At 64.2% G+C, this 17332-nt stretch carries 18 protein-coding genes; 12 read left to right on the forward strand and 6 right to left on the reverse strand.

Annotated features, from left to right (window positions below):
• The 8 genes from ABD704_RS08425 to ABD704_RS08460 all read left to right on the forward strand — a co-directional run bounded on the left by ABD704_RS08425 (position 1) and on the right by ABD704_RS08460 (position 5915).
• Complete coding sequence (locus tag ABD704_RS08425; protein WP_344699235.1) at positions 1-561, forward strand: cob(I)yrinic acid a,c-diamide adenosyltransferase; 561 nt, start codon at positions 1-3, stop codon at positions 559-561.
• An 80-nt stretch (positions 562-641) separates the two neighbouring features.
• Positions 642-1265 carry a flavodoxin family protein gene (locus ABD704_RS08430; protein ID WP_344699236.1) on the forward strand — a complete coding sequence of 208 codons (624 nt, stop codon included), beginning with the start codon at positions 642-644 and terminating at the stop codon, positions 1263-1265.
• Positions 1262-2509 (forward strand): ergothioneine biosynthesis protein EgtB, encoded by a 1248-nt coding sequence (gene egtB / locus ABD704_RS08435; protein WP_425565418.1) that lies wholly within the window; start codon positions 1262-1264, stop codon positions 2507-2509. The genes ABD704_RS08430 and egtB overlap by 4 nt, the downstream gene beginning before the upstream one ends.
• The gene (gene egtD / locus ABD704_RS08440; protein WP_344699237.1) at positions 2493-3452 is read left to right on the forward strand and encodes an L-histidine N(alpha)-methyltransferase; all 960 of its coding nucleotides are present in this window, start codon (positions 2493-2495) and stop codon (positions 3450-3452) included. The genes egtB and egtD overlap by 17 nt, the downstream gene beginning before the upstream one ends.
• Positions 3453-3476: 24 nt before the next feature.
• Complete coding sequence (locus tag ABD704_RS08445; RefSeq protein ID WP_344699238.1) at positions 3477-3776, forward strand: YggT family protein; 300 nt, start codon at positions 3477-3479, stop codon at positions 3774-3776.
• Positions 3773-4660, forward strand: a complete 888-nt coding sequence (gene folD / locus ABD704_RS08450) for a bifunctional methylenetetrahydrofolate dehydrogenase/methenyltetrahydrofolate cyclohydrolase FolD (protein WP_344699239.1) — start codon at positions 3773-3775, stop codon at positions 4658-4660. Before ABD704_RS08445 ends, folD begins: the two co-directional genes overlap by 4 nt.
• On the forward strand, positions 4657-5289 hold the full coding sequence (locus tag ABD704_RS08455) for a hypothetical protein (RefSeq protein ID WP_344699240.1): 633 nt from the start codon (positions 4657-4659) through the stop codon (positions 5287-5289). The genes folD and ABD704_RS08455 overlap by 4 nt, the downstream gene beginning before the upstream one ends.
• On the forward strand, positions 5286-5915 hold the full coding sequence (locus tag ABD704_RS08460; RefSeq protein ID WP_344699241.1) for a MarC family protein: 630 nt from the start codon (positions 5286-5288) through the stop codon (positions 5913-5915). Before ABD704_RS08455 ends, ABD704_RS08460 begins: the two co-directional genes overlap by 4 nt.
• Here the strand turns inward: ABD704_RS08460 and ABD704_RS08465 are convergent.
• A complete protein-coding gene (locus tag ABD704_RS08465) occupies positions 5912-7711 on the reverse strand; it encodes an AcrB/AcrD/AcrF family protein (protein WP_344699242.1) in 1800 nt (599 codons plus the stop codon). The genes ABD704_RS08460 and ABD704_RS08465 overlap by 4 nt on opposite strands.
• 71 nt (positions 7712-7782) lie before the next feature.
• Here ABD704_RS08465 and ABD704_RS08470 point away from each other — a divergent pair, with 71 nt between their 5' ends.
• Positions 7783-8190 carry a GtrA family protein gene (locus tag ABD704_RS08470; protein WP_344699243.1) on the forward strand — a complete coding sequence of 136 codons (408 nt, stop codon included), beginning with the start codon at positions 7783-7785 and terminating at the stop codon, positions 8188-8190.
• A gap of 23 nt (positions 8191-8213) precedes the next feature.
• On the forward strand, positions 8214-8918 hold the full coding sequence (locus ABD704_RS08475) for a class I SAM-dependent methyltransferase (protein ID WP_344699244.1): 705 nt from the start codon (positions 8214-8216) through the stop codon (positions 8916-8918).
• Here ABD704_RS08475 and ABD704_RS08480 read toward each other — a convergent pair.
• Both ABD704_RS08480 and ABD704_RS08485 read right to left on the reverse strand, forming a co-directional pair.
• Positions 8852-9871 carry a glycosyltransferase family 2 protein gene (locus ABD704_RS08480; RefSeq protein ID WP_344699245.1) on the reverse strand — a complete coding sequence of 340 codons (1020 nt, stop codon included), beginning with the start codon at positions 9869-9871 and terminating at the stop codon, positions 8852-8854. The two genes, ABD704_RS08475 and ABD704_RS08480, sit on opposite strands and share 67 nt — an antisense overlap.
• Positions 9868-11418, reverse strand: a complete 1551-nt coding sequence (locus ABD704_RS08485) for a hypothetical protein (protein WP_344699246.1) — start codon at positions 11416-11418, stop codon at positions 9868-9870. The genes ABD704_RS08480 and ABD704_RS08485 overlap by 4 nt, the downstream gene beginning before the upstream one ends.
• A 117-nt stretch (positions 11419-11535) precedes the next feature.
• Between ABD704_RS08485 and ABD704_RS08490 the strand changes: the two genes are divergently transcribed.
• Positions 11536-13122 carry a glycosyltransferase family 39 protein gene (locus ABD704_RS08490; protein WP_344699247.1) on the forward strand — a complete coding sequence of 529 codons (1587 nt, stop codon included), beginning with the start codon at positions 11536-11538 and terminating at the stop codon, positions 13120-13122.
• A gap of 68 nt (positions 13123-13190) precedes the next feature.
• Positions 13191-13880 (forward strand): EF-hand domain-containing protein, encoded by a 690-nt coding sequence (locus ABD704_RS08495; RefSeq protein WP_344699248.1) that lies wholly within the window; start codon positions 13191-13193, stop codon positions 13878-13880.
• A gap of 12 nt (positions 13881-13892) precedes the next feature.
• On the opposite strand, the gene ABD704_RS08500 is transcribed toward ABD704_RS08495, so the two are convergent.
• Genes ABD704_RS08500 through rlmN form a run of 3 tightly spaced genes read right to left on the reverse strand, consistent with a single transcriptional unit; the run spans position 13893 to position 17308 of the window.
• Complete coding sequence (locus ABD704_RS08500) at positions 13893-15185, reverse strand: class I SAM-dependent methyltransferase (RefSeq protein ID WP_344699249.1); 1293 nt, start codon at positions 15183-15185, stop codon at positions 13893-13895.
• A 57-nt stretch (positions 15186-15242) separates the two neighbouring features.
• Positions 15243-16091: an oxygenase MpaB family protein gene (locus ABD704_RS08505; RefSeq protein WP_344699250.1), complete on the reverse strand. Its 849-nt coding sequence runs from the start codon at positions 16089-16091 to the stop codon at positions 15243-15245.
• A gap of 2 nt (positions 16092-16093) precedes the next feature.
• Positions 16094-17308 carry a dual-specificity RNA methyltransferase RlmN gene (rlmN, locus tag ABD704_RS08510; protein WP_344699251.1) on the reverse strand — a complete coding sequence of 405 codons (1215 nt, stop codon included), beginning with the start codon at positions 17306-17308 and terminating at the stop codon, positions 16094-16096.
• Positions 17309-17332: the final 24 nt, after the last annotated feature.

Here is a 17332-nt window from a genome sequence, read left to right on the forward strand (position 1 = left end):
TTGGTCAAGCTCAATAAGATCTACACGCGCACGGGCGACGCCGGCACCGCCGGCCTCGTCGACGGCTCGCGCGTAAGCAAGTCGAGCGCGCGTATGTCGGCCATCGGCGAGGTCGACGAAGCCAATGCCGCCGTCGGGCTCGCCATTTCCGCGATCGACGATGAGGCGCTGAAGCGGCGGCTTCTCACGATCCAGAATGACCTGTTCGATCTCGGCGCCGACGTCGCGACGCCGGGTGAAATCGACGGCGCGCTTCGCATCGTCGCCCCGCAGGTCGAACGGCTGGAGCAGGAGATCGACGCGATGAACGCCGATCTGCCCCCGCTGACCAGCTTCATTTTGCCAAGCGGTTCGGCGGGCGTCGCCGCGCTGCACCTCGCCCGCGCCGTCGTTCGCCGTGCCGAGCGCGCGGCCGTCGCGCTCAACGAGAGCGAGCCCCTAAACCCGCAGCTTCTCGCCTACCTCAACCGCTTGTCCGACCATCTGTTCGTTGCCGCGCGCCATGTCGCCGCAAGCGAAGATGGCGACGTCCTTTGGCACCCGGGCGCGACGCGCACCTAGACCAAAGACAGTGTCGCTGGAGCGGCACAAAGCCCCCAGATAGCCGTTGTGCCGCCGTTCCAAATCATGACGGAGGCCGCGTGGCCCTCACTGCCATTGCTCTGAACTGCACCTTGAAGCGCAACGGGAAGGAGCCCTCATCCACCGACAAGATGATCGACCTGCTCGCCGGCGAGATGTCGAAACGTGGCGTCTCGCTCACCGAGACGATCCGCGTCGCCGACTATGACGTGTTTGCAGGCGTCACCTCCGATGAGGGTGAAGGCGACGCGTGGCCCGATATTCGGAAGCGCATCCTGGCTGCGGACATTCTGATCTTCGGCACGCCGATCTGGATGGGCCAGATGTCCAGCATCGCCAAGCGGGTGCTCGAACGGATGGACGCGTTCCTCAGCGAGACCGACGACGCCGGCCGGATGCCGAGCTTCGGCAAGGTCGCGGTCGCCGGCATCGTTGGCAATGAGGACGGCGCGCACCATATTGCCGCGACCGTGTTTCAGGCACTGAACGACGTGGGCTGGACGATCCCCTCGGCCGCTTCGGATTATTGGGTCGGCGAGGCGATGCAGGACAAGGATTTCAAGGATCTGCCGCAAGTTCCGGAACCGGTTGCCAAAGGCGCGGCGATGCTCGCGGCAAATGCAGTACATCTTGCGACTGTGCTAAGGGCGCAGCCCTACCCGGGGATTCCGGAGGCCAAGTGACCGCAACGACCGCGATTTCGCGCCGATCATCGGACGTATCGGACTTGCGCTCGCGCCTGTTTGTGACGCGCCAGCTCACGCTCGACCTCGCCGCGCCACTGAGCGATGCCGATGCGACGATCCAGCCGTTCGACGACGCCTCGCCGGCAAAGTGGCATCTCGCGCACACCACCTGGTTCTTCGAAACCTTTGTGCTGCGCGACCACGTGCCCGGCTACCAGCCGTTCGACGAGCGCTGGGCGTTCCTGTTCAACAGCTATTACGAAGCCGAAGGCCCGCGCCACGCGCGGCCTCGGCGCGGCATGCTCAGCCGCCCGTCGCTCGATCAAGTTCGCGCTTATCGCTTGCATGTCGATGAGGCACTCGACGCCGCGTTTGCCAGCTTGCCGCCGTCAGCCCTCGCCCTGATCGAACTCGGCATCAACCACGAGCAGCAGCACCAGGAGCTGTTCCTCACCGACATCCTCGCAACGCTTGCCGCAAATCCACTCGAACCGGCTTATGCCGAGGCAGGTCCATCGCCTTGCTACGCGATCGAGCCGCTGACCTATCATCGCGGCCGCGACGGCATCGTCGAGATCGGTGCGAACGGTGACAGCTTCGCCTTCGACAGCGAGACGCCGCGCCACCGCATCTTCCTGTCCGGGCACCAGCTCGCCAATCGCCGTGTCACCAACAAGGAGTGGCGCGAGTTCATTGCGGAGGGCGGATATCGTACCGCGACCCTGTGGTTGTCCGAAGGATGGGATTGGGTGTGCCGCGAGGAAATTCAGGCGCCGCTTTACTGGGGCAGGAACGAGACCGAATTCACCCTCGCCGGCCGCCGCGAGATCAATCCCGCCGCGCCGGTCGCCCACATTAGTTACTTCGAAGCCGACGCCTTCGCCCGCTGGGCCGGCGCGCGCCTTCCGACCGAAGCGGAATGGGAAGACTTTGCTGCCTCCGCAGACCCGAACCTCGGCAACCAGCTCGATGAGGCTGGGTCCGCCATGCCTCGTCCCGGCGGCGGCATGTTTGGTGACGTCTGGGAATGGACGCAAAGCGCTTTCGCTTCCTATCCCGGCTTTGCTCCGGTCGAAGGCGCCGTCGGTGAATACAACGGCAAGTTCATGTGCGGGCAGTTTGTGCTGAAAGGGGCCAGCTGCGCGACACCACGGGGGCACAGCCGCGCCTCCTACCGCAACTTTTTCCCGCCCAGCGCGCGCTGGCAATTTACGGGGGTTCGCCTTGCTCAAGACGCTTGATCCCCAGACCCAGGCGTTCCGTGACGATGTGATCAAGGGGCTCTCGTCGCCGACCCCCGCGATCCCCGCGCGATGGCTCTATGACCATCGCGGGTCGGAGCTGTTCGACGACATCACGCGCCTCCCAACTTATTACCCGACGCGCACAGAGACCGCGATCTTCCATGACATCATGCCGGAGGTCGCCGCGCGTGTGCCAAAGGGCGCGGTGGTGGTCGAGTTCGGCGCCGGCTCCGCGACCAAGACGCCGATCCTGCTGGAAGCCATCGCGCCCGCCGCTTACGTGCCCGTCGACATCTCCGGCGACTATCTGGAAAAAAGCGCCGCCGACCTTCAGCAGCGCTTTCCCTCCATCGATGTGATCCCCGTCACGGCGGATTTCGCACGGCCGTTCACGCTTCCGGGCGGCATCGACCATCTGCCCAAGCTCGGCTTCTTCCCCGGATCGACCATCGGCAATTTCGTGCCGTGGAGCGCAACCGACCTGCTCCGTCAGTTCCGCGCCTTGCTCGGTCCGGGCTCGCAGCTGCTCATCGGCATGGACCGGGCAAAGCCGGTCGATCGCTTGCTCGCCGCCTATGACGATCCGGAAGGCGTCACCGCCGCGTTCAACCTCAACCTGCTCGAACGGATCAACCGCGAGCTCGATGGCGACATCCCGGTTGATGCCTTCCGCCACCAGGCGCGCTGGAACGACATCCTCTCGCGCATCGAGATGCACCTGGTCGCCACCCGGGACGTCGAGTTCGGAATCGCTGGGCACAGTTTCAGCTTCGCAGCAGGCAAGTCGATTCATACCGAGAACAGCCACAAGTACGGCCCGCGCGGCGGTCGCGTTCTTCTGCTCGCCGGCGGCTGGACGCCGCATGCCGAGTGGACCGACGGCGACGGCGACTTCGCCGAGGTCCTTGCAGTGGCCGAGCCGGAGAGGTTTGCGCCCTAACGGTCGCCCGGCTAAGCCGCCGCGATGGTATACGCACTCGTCGGAATCGCCGATCTACTGCTCAAGCTCATTACCTGGATCATCATCGGCCAGGTCATCCTCAGCTGGCTGATCGCCTTCAATGTACTCAACGTTCATTCGAACGGCGTGCGCAACTTCATCCTCGCGCTCGAACGCATGACGGCGCCGATCTATCGTCCAATCCGCCGCATCCTTCCGGATTTCGGCGGGATCGACTTTTCACCGCTCGTAATCCTGATCGTGATCCAGGTGCTTCGGAAGCTCCTGCAGGGCGTTCTGATGCAATATTTCGGGGTCGCATGACCGCACGACTGATCGACGGGAAAGCCTTCGCAGCCGGTCTTCGCGAGCGCGTCGCCGGCGTCGCTGCCAGCTTTGCGTCGAGCCAGGGCCGGCAGCCGGGTCTCGCTGTCGTTCTTGTCGGCGAACATCCCCCGAGCGCCGCCTACGTCCGCTCGAAAGCCAAGGCGACACGCGAAGCGGGCATGGAAAGCTTCGAGCACAAGCTGCTCGCCGATGTCTCGCAGGGCCAGCTGATGGCGCTGGTCGATGAGCTTAACGCCGACCCCGCCGTGGACGGCATCCTCGTCCAAATGCCGCTGCCGAAGCATATCGACGAACAGGAAGTCATTCAGCGGATCGATCCGGAAAAGGATGTCGACGGTTTTCATCCGATGAACGCCGGACGGCTTTCCATCGGGTTGGAGGGCTTGGTGCCGTGCACCCCGCTCGGTTGCCTGATGCTGCTTCAGCACGAGCTAGGCGACCTTAGCGGCCTCGACGCCATCGTCGTCGGCCGGTCGAACATCGTCGGCAAGCCGATGGCGCAGCTTCTGATCCAGGCAAGCTGTACCGTCACCGTCGCCCATTCGCGCACCAAGGATCTGCCCGCCGCCGTCCGCCGCGCCGACATCGTGGTTGCCGCTGTCGGCCGGCCGGAGCTGATTCGCGGCAATTGGCTGAAGCCCGGCGCGACCGTCATCGACGTCGGGCAGGAGCGCGTCGAGCAGGCGGATGGGACCCGTAAGCTGCTTGGCGACGTTGCATCCAGTGAAGCGATGGAAGTCGCCGGTGCCATCACGCCTGTCCCGGGCGGCGTCGGGCCGATGACCATCGCCTGCCTGCTTCGCAATACCGTCGTCGCCGCGCACCGCCGTGCGGGGCTCCCAAATCCGGAGGGCCTATGATCGCCGCACTTTTTCTAGCCGCAGCCGCCACGCCGACTGCTGTCGATGCCGAATATGCATTCGCCCGCGACGCGCAGCGCGTCGGCCAATGGACTGCTTTCCGCAAATGGTCGGACAAGGACGCAGTGATGTTCACGCCCCAAGCGGTCTGGGCGCGCGATTTCCTGAGGGACAAGAAGGACCCGCCCAAGGCGATCACCTGGCGGCCGAGCGCGAGCTTCGTTTCCTGCGACGGGCGGACCGCCGTGAACACCGGCCCCTGGTTCGGCGTCGACGGCAAGGCTGGCGGTTATTTCACCACCGTCTGGCAACGCGAACGACAGGATTGGCGCTGGGCCTATGACGGCGGCGGACCGCTGAAAGGCGGCGCGGCGCCGAACATGAAGCCGCGCATCCAGCGCGCCGCCTGCAGCACGCGCGCGCCCGGTCCGCCGATCGCTCCGCCGCCCGCGTTGACGGCAAAGCAGGCGCGGACGACGCCCGAGGACAATGGCCGCGGCCAATCCGCCGACCGTACGCTCGGCTGGGACTGGAAGGTCGACAAGAAAGGTGTGCGCACCCTCCGCGTCTATCTGTGGAACGGCGTTCGCTACGCGCAGGTGCTTTACAACGAGATCCCGGCGCCATGATCGAGCTGTTCGGCTCGGCGCTCGTAACCTTCCTCGTCATTATCGACCCGCCCGGCTGCGCGCCGATCTTCGCCAGCCTGACGCGCGGCGCCTCGCGCACCGAGCGCAACTCGATGGCGGTTCGCTCGTGCGTCATCGCCTGGGCGATCCTGATGTTCTTTGCGTTGCTGGGGCGGCCGATGCTGCACGCGCTCGGCATCAGCCTTGCCAGCTTCCGCATCGCGGGCGGCATCCTGCTCTTTTACATCGCGGTTGAGATGGTGTTCGAAAAGCGCACCGAACGCCGCGAGACGCGCGCTCATTCCATCGAAGGCACGCCCGAAGCGGACGACATCAGCGTCTTCCCGATGGCCATGCCGATGATCGCCGGCCCCGGCTCGATCGCCAGCGCGATGCTGTGGATCTCGCGCGCCGAAACCACGATCCATATCCTGATCGTGCTCGCCGCCATCACCGTTGTTATGGCGATGACGCTGGTCACCCTGCTCGCCGCCGGCCCGCTGATGCGCTTCATCGGTGAGAAGATCGAAGCTGTCATCACCCGCATCCTCGGCGTGATTCTGGCGGCGCTCGCCGCGCAGTTCGTCATCGATGGATTGAAGCAGAGCTTCCCCACGCTCGCCTAACCGACGACGCGCCACATCCTGAACGGCGAATCCTTGCCGAGGTCGACCGGGCTCAGCCAGCTCGGCACCTGATTGCGCTGAAGCTGCGCGTAGAAGCCCTGCGGCGCCTCCGACATGAAGATCGTCGTCGTCGAGCTGTTGGGGCAGATTAGTAGATAGTTCGACCGGTATTTGGTGATGAGGCGATGCGCCTGATCTGCGCTGCCGCGGAAGGTGTTCATCACATCGGCGATCTGCTGGCCGTTGCGGTGATATGGGCCCGTGATCGAATAATGCGGCGTTACGGTAATCAGCCGCGGTCCTAGGTCGACAAATGTGAACACGACGCCCTTGGGCTGGAGTGCCACCGGCTTCAGCCCCCACAGGGACCCGCATAATGCGTTGGCCTTGCCGATCGCCGCGCCGCCCGGCTTGGCCTTCTCCTCCGGGATGAAGCCGACGATGAAGGGGACAGCCGCGCCCGCTGCGACAGTGACGGCGAGGACCGACCCGAATACTCGGACTACCGACTGTCGCGAATTCCACGTCCGTGGGAAAAAGAACCAGCCGAGCGCGGCACAGCCAACCGTCGCCATCATCTGCGCTGCCGGCCCCGTGCGGGTCTGCCAGAACAGAAGCGCCGTCGCGGCAAATGCCGGCGCCATCGCGCCGAGCACTCGCCGAAGCCGATCCCGGTCGCCGCGCCGGATCCACGCCAACAGCCCCCAGCCGATCAGTCCGGTGATTGGGAGGGCGATGATCAACGTCGCGATGCGCCAGCCGTGGCGGTAGAATGGGCGCGCTTCCTTGACGTGGCTCAGCCACAGCCGGTCGACTTCGGGTGACACGCCCTCCAGCCGTTGCAGGCAGTGCGGCCACATCGACGCATGGAATCCAGCGACGATCAGCCCAGCCAGCACGGCAAGACCGAACCTTTTCTTCCAGTCGCCGACCTTCAGTAGCGACATGCCGTAGAGCAACGCACTCCCGATCAGCGCATCGGACAGCCAGACCGGCGACAAGGCATCGCATACTGCCCCGCGATTGTCGTTCGACGCGAAGATGAGGAACGCCAGCCCGGTGCCCCCGCCGAGCGCAACCGCATAGGCGCGCATTCGCTCGCGCTCATCTGAGTCATCGACCCAGAACAGCACCGCTGCGGCGGCAAGCAGGGCAAGGTAGATGAGCATCTCCAGCCCGATTGCCAGTGAGAGCGCCGTCGAGATGCCCAGCACCACGCCGCCGCGCCTGCGCTTTGGGTCGGCGATCGCCGAAATGCCAAGCGCCAACAGCGCGAGTTGCCAGCCGTGATGGTCTATGCGCTCCGGCATGAACATGCCGTTGGTCGACGCCGCGAAGAACATCGCCACCAGCACGAACGGATAGGCGCGCGGATCGACCAGCCGCCGCACCGTCAGCGTCACTGAGAAAACGAGCAGCAAATAAGGCAGCAGCGGCGCGATCCCGACCGCCCAGCGCTCGGCGCCAGCCCCGCCGAGGAACGGCCGAAGCCCCAGGATCAGCGCGGCGATCGGCAGATCAACCAGCCGCGACCAATGGATGTTGGCGCCGTAGGGTGCGTTCATGTGATACTGGCGAAGGTCGAACCAGCCCTGCCCATGAAGCAGTCCACGGACCTGCATCATCCGCATATTGTCGTCGGTGTCACCCAGCCGGAACCAGCGGATGTCGTCGTAATGCTGGAAAATCAGCCAGCAGCAAAAGCCTAGCCAGAAAAGCAGGACGACGAGCTTCCACCGCTGCTCGACGAACGCGAGCACGCGCGCTTCCACCTCTTGATCCTTGCGCCCTTCCACGTTTCGCGCTGTAGCCGCGCAATCGTAAACGGCAAGCAGCCGGCCTGAAGGTTTAATCCGCCCGTAATCCAATGCTTTCGAGTTTATCCCCCGAACGCCGCGACGTCCTCGCGCAGCTCGCCCGCTTCATCATCAGCGGCGGGATCGTCACCGCACTCGGCGTCGGCGTCTACGCCATCGTCGCGCTCGTCCTGCGCTGGCATCCACAGTTCGGCAACGTGCTCGCCTATCTCATGGCGATGGCCACCGGCTACGTGATGCACAGCAAGTGGAGCTTTCGCGGCCACGGGTCCGAGCGGACTCATGCGACGAAGGTACGCTTCGTGACCGTGTCGCTGATCAGCTATGCGCTCAACAGCTTCTGGGTATGGTTTCTCTTCACCTACCTGCAATGGGGCCGGGCGGCGCCGATTGTCCCGATGCTGTTCGTGACTCCGGCCGTCACCTTCACGCTCAACCGACAGTGGGTTTTTCGCTGATGGAACGCTCGGTCTACGACCAAATGGCAGAATACGACCAGAAGCACTGGTGGTACCGCGCCCGTCGCGAAGTTCTTGCGGCGCTCATTGAACGGATGGTGAACCCGCCCAAGGGCGCCCACATCCTCGAGATCGGCTGCGGCACCGGCCACAATTTGCCGATGCTCGGTCAATTTGGAAACGTCGAGGCACTTGAGCTGGACGAGCAAGCCCGATCGATCGCCGAAGGCCGCCTCGGCCGCTCGGTCATGAGCGCGCCGCTGCCCGAACTGGCCGGCGTCCCCGAAGGCAGCTTCGACCTAGTCGGGGCGTTCGATGTGATCGAGCATATCGACGACGACCAGGCAGCGATCGCGTCCATCGCCAAGCTCCTGAAGCCCGGCGGCCGGTTCATCATGACCGTGCCCGCGCATCAATGGATGTGGTCGGCGCACGATGTCGTGAATCACCACAAGCGCCGCTATTCGAAGCGCCGGCTGAAGAAGCTGATTGAGGCCTCGCCGCTGAAGCTAGAGCGCGTCGGCTATTTCAACAGCCTACTTTTCCCGGTCGCGGTTGCGGAGCGCCTATCGTCAAAACTGCGCGGAAAAGAAGATGTCGATCTGAAGCTTCCGCCCGCGGCGCTCAACGCGGCGCTCGAAAAGAGCTTCGCCGCAGAACGTCACTTGATCGCGCGCTTGCCTTTGCCGCCCGGTCTCTCGCTCTTCGCCGTCGCGTCGGCAACATAACCAAGCCGCGCTTCGTGTCGCTCGTCACCAGCGACTTCCTGCACGATATACAGCGGCCGATGCTTCGATTCATTGTAGAGCCGGCCAATATATTCGCCCATCAGCGCCAGCACGAACATCTGCACCGAGCCAAGCACCACGACGACCAGCATCAGTGACGTCCAGCCGGGGATGATCCGCCCCGCGAGCCAGGCATAAGCGATGTAGAGGATCAGCAGCACCGAACCGATCGCGAGCGCGAAGCCCGCGAGGCTGGCCAGCTTCAGCGGCGCCGAAGAGAAGCCGGTCAGCGCGTCGAGCGCAAACCGCACCATCTTCTTCAACGGATATTTGGTCTCGCCGGCAAAGCGCTCGTCGCGGTCATAGGCGAACGGGACCTGCCGGAAGCCGATCCACGCCACCATCCCGCGAATGAACCGCGCCTGTTCCGGCATCGCGAGCAAGGCATCGAGGGCGCGTCGGCTCATCAGCCGGAAATCACCGGCGTCGAGCGGAATCTCGACCTCGGTCGCGCGCGACAGCAAGCGATAGAAGCCGTGCGCAGTTGCGCGCTTGAACGCCGTCTCGCCTCGCCGGCTCTTGCGAACTCCGTAGACCACGTCGGCCTGCTGTTCGCGCAGCACCTTCATCATCTCCGGCAACAGCTCGGGCGGGTCCTGAAGATCCGCGTCGATGATCAGGATTGTCTCGCCCCGGCAGAGATCGAGACCGGCCGTCAGTGCCAGCTGGTGCCCGTGATTGCGCGACAGGTTGATCGCGATGACGTGGGCATCGCGCGAAGCCAGCTCGCGCATCATCTCCCAGCTGCGGTCCTTCGACCCGTCGTTGACCAGCACGATCTCGTAGCCGTCGCCGGCCGTCTTGCGCGCGGCCGCGCTCAGCCGCTCATGGAGCGTGCCGATGCAGCCTTCTTCGTTGAAGCATGGGACGACGATCGAAAGCGCCGGGGTCATGGTTTCGTTCGATAGAGGACGGAGCCCGGCCCGCGCCAGACCTCATGCATGTCGGCGACCAAGGCCGGGTCATATTCGCCGACATCGTTCAGCCAGATATAGTCGAACTTGTCCTTGGGGACTTCGCGCAGCGCCTGGTCGATTTGGCGATGAAGCCCGTCATGACAGAGGTTCGGACGGACGACCTCCGACGGGTCATAGGCGAAAGAGCCGGGCGCCGTGTAGCGCAACTCCATCAGGTTCACGCCCTCCATCAGCCAATGATCGTTAGAAAAGCCTTCGCGCCGCTCGATGACGATGCCGCCGATGTGGCTGTTGCGTGGTAGCGGCCACCACAGGGTGCACGGCAGTGCGAAAAAGGACGCCACGCGCGCCCCGCGCTCCATATGGTCGATCGCCTCCAACTTCGCATTCTGGTCCGCCGCGGCGATGCCCAGGCTCGCGGTATTCGCGGCAGTGCGCCCGGCGAAGAACAACAGGCCGACGACCGCGAGCACATGGCCCAACCGGACGTCCGTCGGCCCCTTGAAGCGGATAGCCAGCAACGCGACCGCGAACAGATAAGGCACCAGCCGCATGTCGGCATAAGCGGAGCCGAAGATGATCTTCGGCAGAATCGCGAACGAGACGGCGAGCACGATCGCGCTGAAGGCGAGGTTGCGCGACAGCGTCAGCTTGCGGTTGAAAATGGCGAACAGAAAGACGAACACCGCAAAGCCGAGCGAGATCTTGTCGAAGACTTCCCAGCGGTCGCGCAGCGCCGAGTAGAGCCAGCGCCATTTCTGCTGCCATTCGAACCAGCCGGTGACCCCGCCGCCATGCGTCTCGCTGCGCCAGATCAGCATGACGAGCAGCGGCAACAGCATCACCGAGCAATGGAGCGCGGCCTCCAGTCCAGCCCGCCACCAGCTCCGCCCTCGGTCGTGCAGCCGCACCGCGTCTGCCGAGAAGCACATCAGCCCGAGCAGGCCCCAGCCATAGGTGTGACAGAAGAAGACGATCAGCGAGATTGGCACGAACAGCCAGCTGCGAAGCTTGGTATATTCGAGCCGCCCGAGCCGCAGCCACAGGCCGAACGCCAGGAACGCCAGCGCCACCGACAAGGTGAAATTGACGAAGCCGAACATGAACGGGAAGCCGTAGATGAACGGCAAAGCGAAAAAGGCCGTCGGCGGCACCCGCCCGTGCACTTCGCGCGCGACCCACAGGAACCCGATCGCCGTCAGTGGCGGGATCGACAGGACGATCGCCTTCACCGCCGGCTCAATGCCCATGATCGGACCGAGGATGTAGACGAGAACGTCGACGCCGAGATTGCCGATCAGCGCCCAGTGATAACCGTAATATTGCTGGAGGAACGGCGACCGATCGAGGTCGAGCTCGACCCGGTAGCGGCCGATATGCCCGAACAGGTCCACTAGCGGCGGAATGCGCGGGTAGAGCAAGGGAATCATCGTCGCGGCGACGACGAGCGCGAGAAACCAACGCTGCTCCCACCAGGGAAGAGCGTCCCGCGTCTCGTTCGCCGAGCGGATTTCTGCCCCCATCGTCATATGCCTGTAACCGTAGCCGCGCGGTCACTAGCGGCATGATGCCAATTGTCCATGCGACGAGGCCCCGAATTACAGCCTGTTAACCATAGCTCCATTAGTCGATCCGTCACGATGGACGCCGCTTCCACCACTTCGCTCGATCTTCCGCGCTTCCGTTTCCCCGGTCGCGTGAACGCGACGAGCCTTGTCGTTGGCCTGACGACCCTCGCCCTGCTCATGCGCCTCGGCCACATTGGCTCGCGCCCGCTCTGGCTGGATGAAGCCTTCAGCCAGTGGTTCTCTTCGCAGAGCTTCCATTATTTATGGACGGTGGTGCCGACCTACGAAGTCCACCCCCCATTCTATTATTCGCTGCTGAAGACCTGGCGCTGGATCGCGGGCGACAGCTCGTTCGCGCTTCGCAGCCTTTCATTGCTGTTCGCCATCGCGACGATCCCGATCGTGATCGCCATCGGGCTCGAGCAAGAACGGCAGGACGAAACCGGGCGGCCGCTATTGCGCGCGGGCGTCGCCGCCTTCCTCGCGGCCTGCTCGCCGATGCTCATCACGACAGGGCAGGAAGTCCGCCCTTATCCTCTCGTCGCTTTTGCTTTTTCGATCGCGATCCTGGGCCTGTTTCGCTTGCGACGGCAATTCGCCGGGGGCGGCTCGGGCGAATGGTCATCCTGGCTCCTGCTCGCTTCAGGAACGGAGCTCAGCTTGTGGGCACACGGCCTCGGCCTGCTCTACGCCCTCGCGCTTGCCCTCGCCTTGGCGCCGTCCTGGCTGCAGGCGCCGGTAAGCCGGCAACGGCTGATTCGAGGTGCCTGCACCGCAGGGGCAATCGCGCTCGCCTATCTTCCATGTCTGATGATGATCGCGGCGCGCGCCGGCGACTGGGGAGCGAACTGGCTGGCCTGGGAGCCGGCCCTGTTCTTCCCGCAGCTTCTGGCGCTCTACACTGTGCCCGTCGAGGCGCTGTCCATCGGCACTGCGGTGACTGCGATGGCCATGGCAGTGCTGATCAAGCGTGCAATGGAAACGGGCTGGAAAGCACAAGGGTGGAGTGCAAAGCGCGTCACATTGATCCTGTGGCTTGCACCGCCGCTCATCGCTGCGATCATCTCGGCCTTGTTCATCCCGATCTTCCTCGCGCGCACGCTCTCGGCGACGCTCATCCCTGGCTACCTCGCCATGGGGGCCGCGATCGCACGCACGCCTTCGGCCAAAGAACGCCAGTGGCTGACCGCCGCCATCTGCATCACCCTGCTTCCCACCGCGCTCGTCTATTCGCTACGCCCGGCGGCGGAGCGCTGGGACCTCGCTGCTTCATATTTGTCTCGCAACGTCGGGCCCGCCGATCAGGTCTGGCTCTACCCGGCAGACAGCGCCCTGCCGATTGCGGCAACAGGCATCAAGCTGCCAGGCGTTACGCGCGCAGTTCCGGAAGCCTTTCCAACCCTCAGCTTCAAGGGACCGATCCGCGCCGGCTGGCCCGCCGTCGTGTCGCTGACGCCTCAGCAAGCAGCGGGTTTCGCGAACGATCCCAAGATCGGCGCCGTGCCGAGGATCTGGCTCGTAACCCGGCAGAGCGGCATTTTCGACCCGGCGGGTGATATGCCGGCCGCGCTTTCGAAGAGCAGGCAGCCAGGAGCGGTCGAACGCTGGGGTTACATCGCCGTGCAACCGTTCGCCCTGCCGCCAGGGCGCGGGCGCTAAATTTTCATTCAACCAGCAGTAAGGTCGCGAGGATTAGCTTCCCCTCTTCACGAGGGAGGAGAGACCTCATGCGCAAACTTTTCATCGGAAGCATTGCTGCCGTCGCCATCGCCGGAACGACTTCGGCCTTCGCTCAGTCCGCGCCGCCAGCGCCTGCCGGCGTTCAGGCAACTTCGCCATACATGCCACTTCCGCCGGAACGCCCCGTCCGCCCAGATCGGGCGATGAAGATGGCGCACCCGCAGACTCGCGCCGATGTCCAGGCACACGTCCAGCGCATGTTCGCCATGCTCGATACCAACCACGACGGTTTCGTCACCAAGGCCGAAGCTGAGGCAGCGCACGCCAAGATGATGGATGGCATGCATGCGAAGGGGATGGGCGCTGAGGGCCTTCCGCCGTTGCCCAACCGCAGCGCGATGTTTGACCGTCTCGACGCCAACCATGACGGCGTGATCAGCCGCCAGGAATATCTCGCCGCCAAGCCCGAGATTCGCGAGCATCGCGTCATGGTCATGCGCAATTCCGACGGTCAGATGCATGACGGTGCCGGCATGCGGATGCATGCGATGAGCATGGGCGGACACATGTTCGACCTCGCTGATGCGAACCACGACGGTCGTGTGACGCTTCAGGAGATGACCGCCGCCGCGCTCCAGCATTTCGACATGGCCGACACCAACCATGACGGGACGCTGACGCCGGAAGAGCGCATGCAGATGCATCAGCGCATGCGGGGCGAACATAAGCCCGGCTAGGGACTCACGCTTCTATTTGGCGAGTTCGGTCGTCTCCGCGCGAGGCTTCTTCGTGGCGAGCTTCTTCGGCTTTGCAGGCACGTCCCCCAGCTTGCGATATCGGGCTTCCGCCTCCGCCATGTAATCGCGCGTGATAGGCAGCGCACGGCGGTCGCGAACGTACTGCACCTGATAGTTGCAGGCCGCGCCGTTCTCGAACATCACGATCCCACCGGCGAGGTAGAATTCCCACATTCGGAAGAAGCGCGCGTCGTACATCGCTTCAATCTCAGCGCGCGCCTTAATCGCCCGCTCCAGCCAGTGGCGCAGCGTGTAGGCATAATGCAGCCGGAGGATCTCGAGGTCGCTGACGATCAGGCGCGCACCCTCGCTCGCCGCCGTCATCTGGCTGATCGACGGCAGATGGTATCCCGGGAAAATCCATTTGTCGGTGAATGGGTCCGGCCCCTTTGAAACGCCGCCGAGCTTGCCGATCGTGTGCACCAGCGCAGCGCCATCGGGCTTCAGCAACTGCCGTAGTTTGGCGAAGAATTCGTCAAAATGCTTGGCGCCGACATGCTCGAACATGCCGACCGACACGATCCGGTCGAACTGCTCGTCGAGCAGGCGATAATCGATCAGCTCGAACTTCACATGGTCCGACACGCCAGCCGCTTTGGCCCGCTGGCGCGCGACCTTGAGCTGCCGTTCCGAAAGCGTGACGCCCAGAACGTCCACCCCCGCGACCTTGTGCAGGTACAGCGCCATCCCGCCCCAGCCGCAGCCGATGTCGAGCACGCGCTGCCCCGGCTTCAGGTCGAGCTTGGCCGCGATGTGCGCCTTCTTGTCGGCCTGCGCTTGCTCGAGGCTGTTCTTGGGGTCGGTGAAATAGGCACAACTGTATTGCTTGTCGTCGTCGAGAAAGAGATCGTAGAGCTCGTCCTTGAGGTCATAATGGTGCGCGACATTCTTGCGCGCGCGCTTCAGGTCGTTTCGCTTGGCGAGCAGCTTCGCGAGCGGATTCTTGCTGGCGTTAAGCGCCCTTCGCCCTTCGCCCTTGTCCTCCCAGCGGTTCGCGCCGACGATCAGCTCGAGAAGGTCGAGGATCGTCCCATCCTCGATGATCACCCGCCCGTCCATATAGGCTTCGCCAATCCCAAGCCGCGGGTTCCTGACAATGCCGAAGGCGACCTTGCGGTCGGTGAAGCGGACGGTGAGGTGCTTGCCGCCTTTCTTGCCGAAGGTTTCCGGCGGCTTGCCCGGCCGATGCAGCGTGATGCTGCCCGTCGAGAGCAGCTTGTTCACGAGCGTTCCAATCAGCGACATCCACGCCACTCCGTTCTCAATCGCCACCGATTGCCACGCTTGCGCCGCGCCCGCAATTCAGTCTGCGCGTCGATAATTTTCGCCTGCGAACGCCCAGCGCAAGGTTTGGGCCATGCCGAACGTCGCGCCGCGGACGATTGGCGGTACGATCGGCCGCGACAGTCCATGCATTTGGCGGGCAAATGGCGGCATCAAATCGACGGAGGCGCGCATAAGCAGTGCCTGGACCGGCGCTTCCGCCACCGAACGCGTCGACGCCTTGAGTACGAAGTCGCGATAAGCACGCGCTCTCTCGTCAACACGCAGCTCGGCACGGAATTCAGCGATCAGCCGATCAGCCTGGTCGCGAGTCTGCGGTACCGGATCGGCGTCGAGCAGCCGCGCCACTTCGCCGCTCTCGGCAAAATAGCGGTCCTGATCCGACACGCTCATTCCCGGCTCGCCATAGCGCCGCCACGCATCGAGAAAGTTGATTGCGCCCGCGAGGTGCACCCACGCCAGCAGCCATGGATCGGTCGCGCGATAAGGGGTCCCGTCGGGTAGCGTCCCGTTCACCCGCTCGTGAATCGACTTCACCTTCTCGATCACGCGCATCGCGTCGTCGCGGTGGCCGTAGGTCGTGACCGCGATGAACCGCGCGGTACGCCGCAGCCGTCCGAGCTGGTCCTCGGCAACGTCGCTATGGTCCCATACGCCGGCCAGCGCCTTAGGATGGAGCATTTGCGTCAGCAGCGCCGCAATCCCGCCGACCATCATTGACGTCACATCGCCATGCACGCGCCAGATCACCGACCCGCGCTTGAACAGCGCCTGATCCGACGACGGGATCGGCTTTTCGCCCTTCGACTTATCATTGAAGGTGGCGCGGACTTGCCGGACCAAAGCACGGCGTACCGGCGACAGCATGGCTAAGCCGCCTCGCGGCTCCAAGAACCGTTCTCGTCCGTCCCCCGGACGGACTGCGAGCGCTTCTTGCGCTCCGCCGCCGTTTTGAGCTGCCCGCACGCGGCGTCGATATCGCGGCCGCGCGGCGTGCGCACCGGCGCCGAGATGCCGGCTTCGAAGATGATGTTGCTGAACGACTTGATGCGTTCCTCGGTCGAACATTCGTAAGGCGCGCCGCCCCACGGGTTGAACGGGATCAGGTTGACCTTGGCCGGCAGCCGATAATGGCGGATCAGCCGCACCAGCTCGCGCGCATCCTCGTCACTGTCGTTCTTATCCTTCAGCATCACATATTCGAAGGTGATGCGCCGCGCGTTGTTCGCGCCCGGATAGGCCGCGCAGGCCTCGAGCAGCTGCTCGATCCCATACTTGCGGTTCAAGGGCACGATCTCGTCGCGAATTTCCTTGGTCACCGCATGCAGCGACACAGCAAGGTTGACGCCGATCTCCGCGCCCGCGCGCTCCATCATCGGCACTACGCCGCTCGTAGACAACGTGATCCGGCGCCGCGACAGGCCCAGCCCGTCGCCGTCCATCACAATCTTCAGCGCATCCCGGACATTGTCGAAATTGTAGAGCGGCTCGCCCATGCCCATCATCACGATGTTGGTGAGCATCCGGCCTTCCGGCTGGCTCGGCCACTCGCCGAGCGCGTCGCGGGCAAGCATCACCTGACCGACGATCTCCGCCGGCTCGAGGTTACGCACAAGCGCCATCGTGCCGGTGTGGCAGAAGCGGCAATTGAGCGTGCAGCCGACCTGGCTCGACACGCACAAAGTCCCGCGGTCGGCGTCGGGGATGAACACCATCTCGAAATCGTGGCCGTCGTGGGTCTTCAGCAGCCACTTGCGCGTGCCGTCAGACGACACCTGGGCCTCGACGACCTCGGGCCTCGAGATGACGAAGCGCTCGCTGAACCACGGCCGTTGCGCCTTGGCGATGTCGCTCATCGCCTCGAAATCGCTGACGCCCCGGTTGTAAATCCAGTGCCAGATTTGCTTGGCGCGAAGCTTCGCCTGCTTCGACTCCAGCCCCGCCGCTTCGAATGCGGCGCGGATATTGTCCTTCGATAGCCCGACCAACTCGACCCGGCCGTCGGCGCGCGCCGTCGTTGCCCGCGGCACGGGCACGGGGTCGATCGCGCCCGCAATGGGCATCAGGTTGGTGTCGGCACTCATGGCAAGGCGCCTATCTAGGTAAGA

The organism is Sphingomonas limnosediminicola (genome assembly GCF_039537965.1).
Lineage (GTDB): Bacteria > Pseudomonadota > Alphaproteobacteria > Sphingomonadales > Sphingomonadaceae > Sphingomicrobium > Sphingomicrobium limnosediminicola.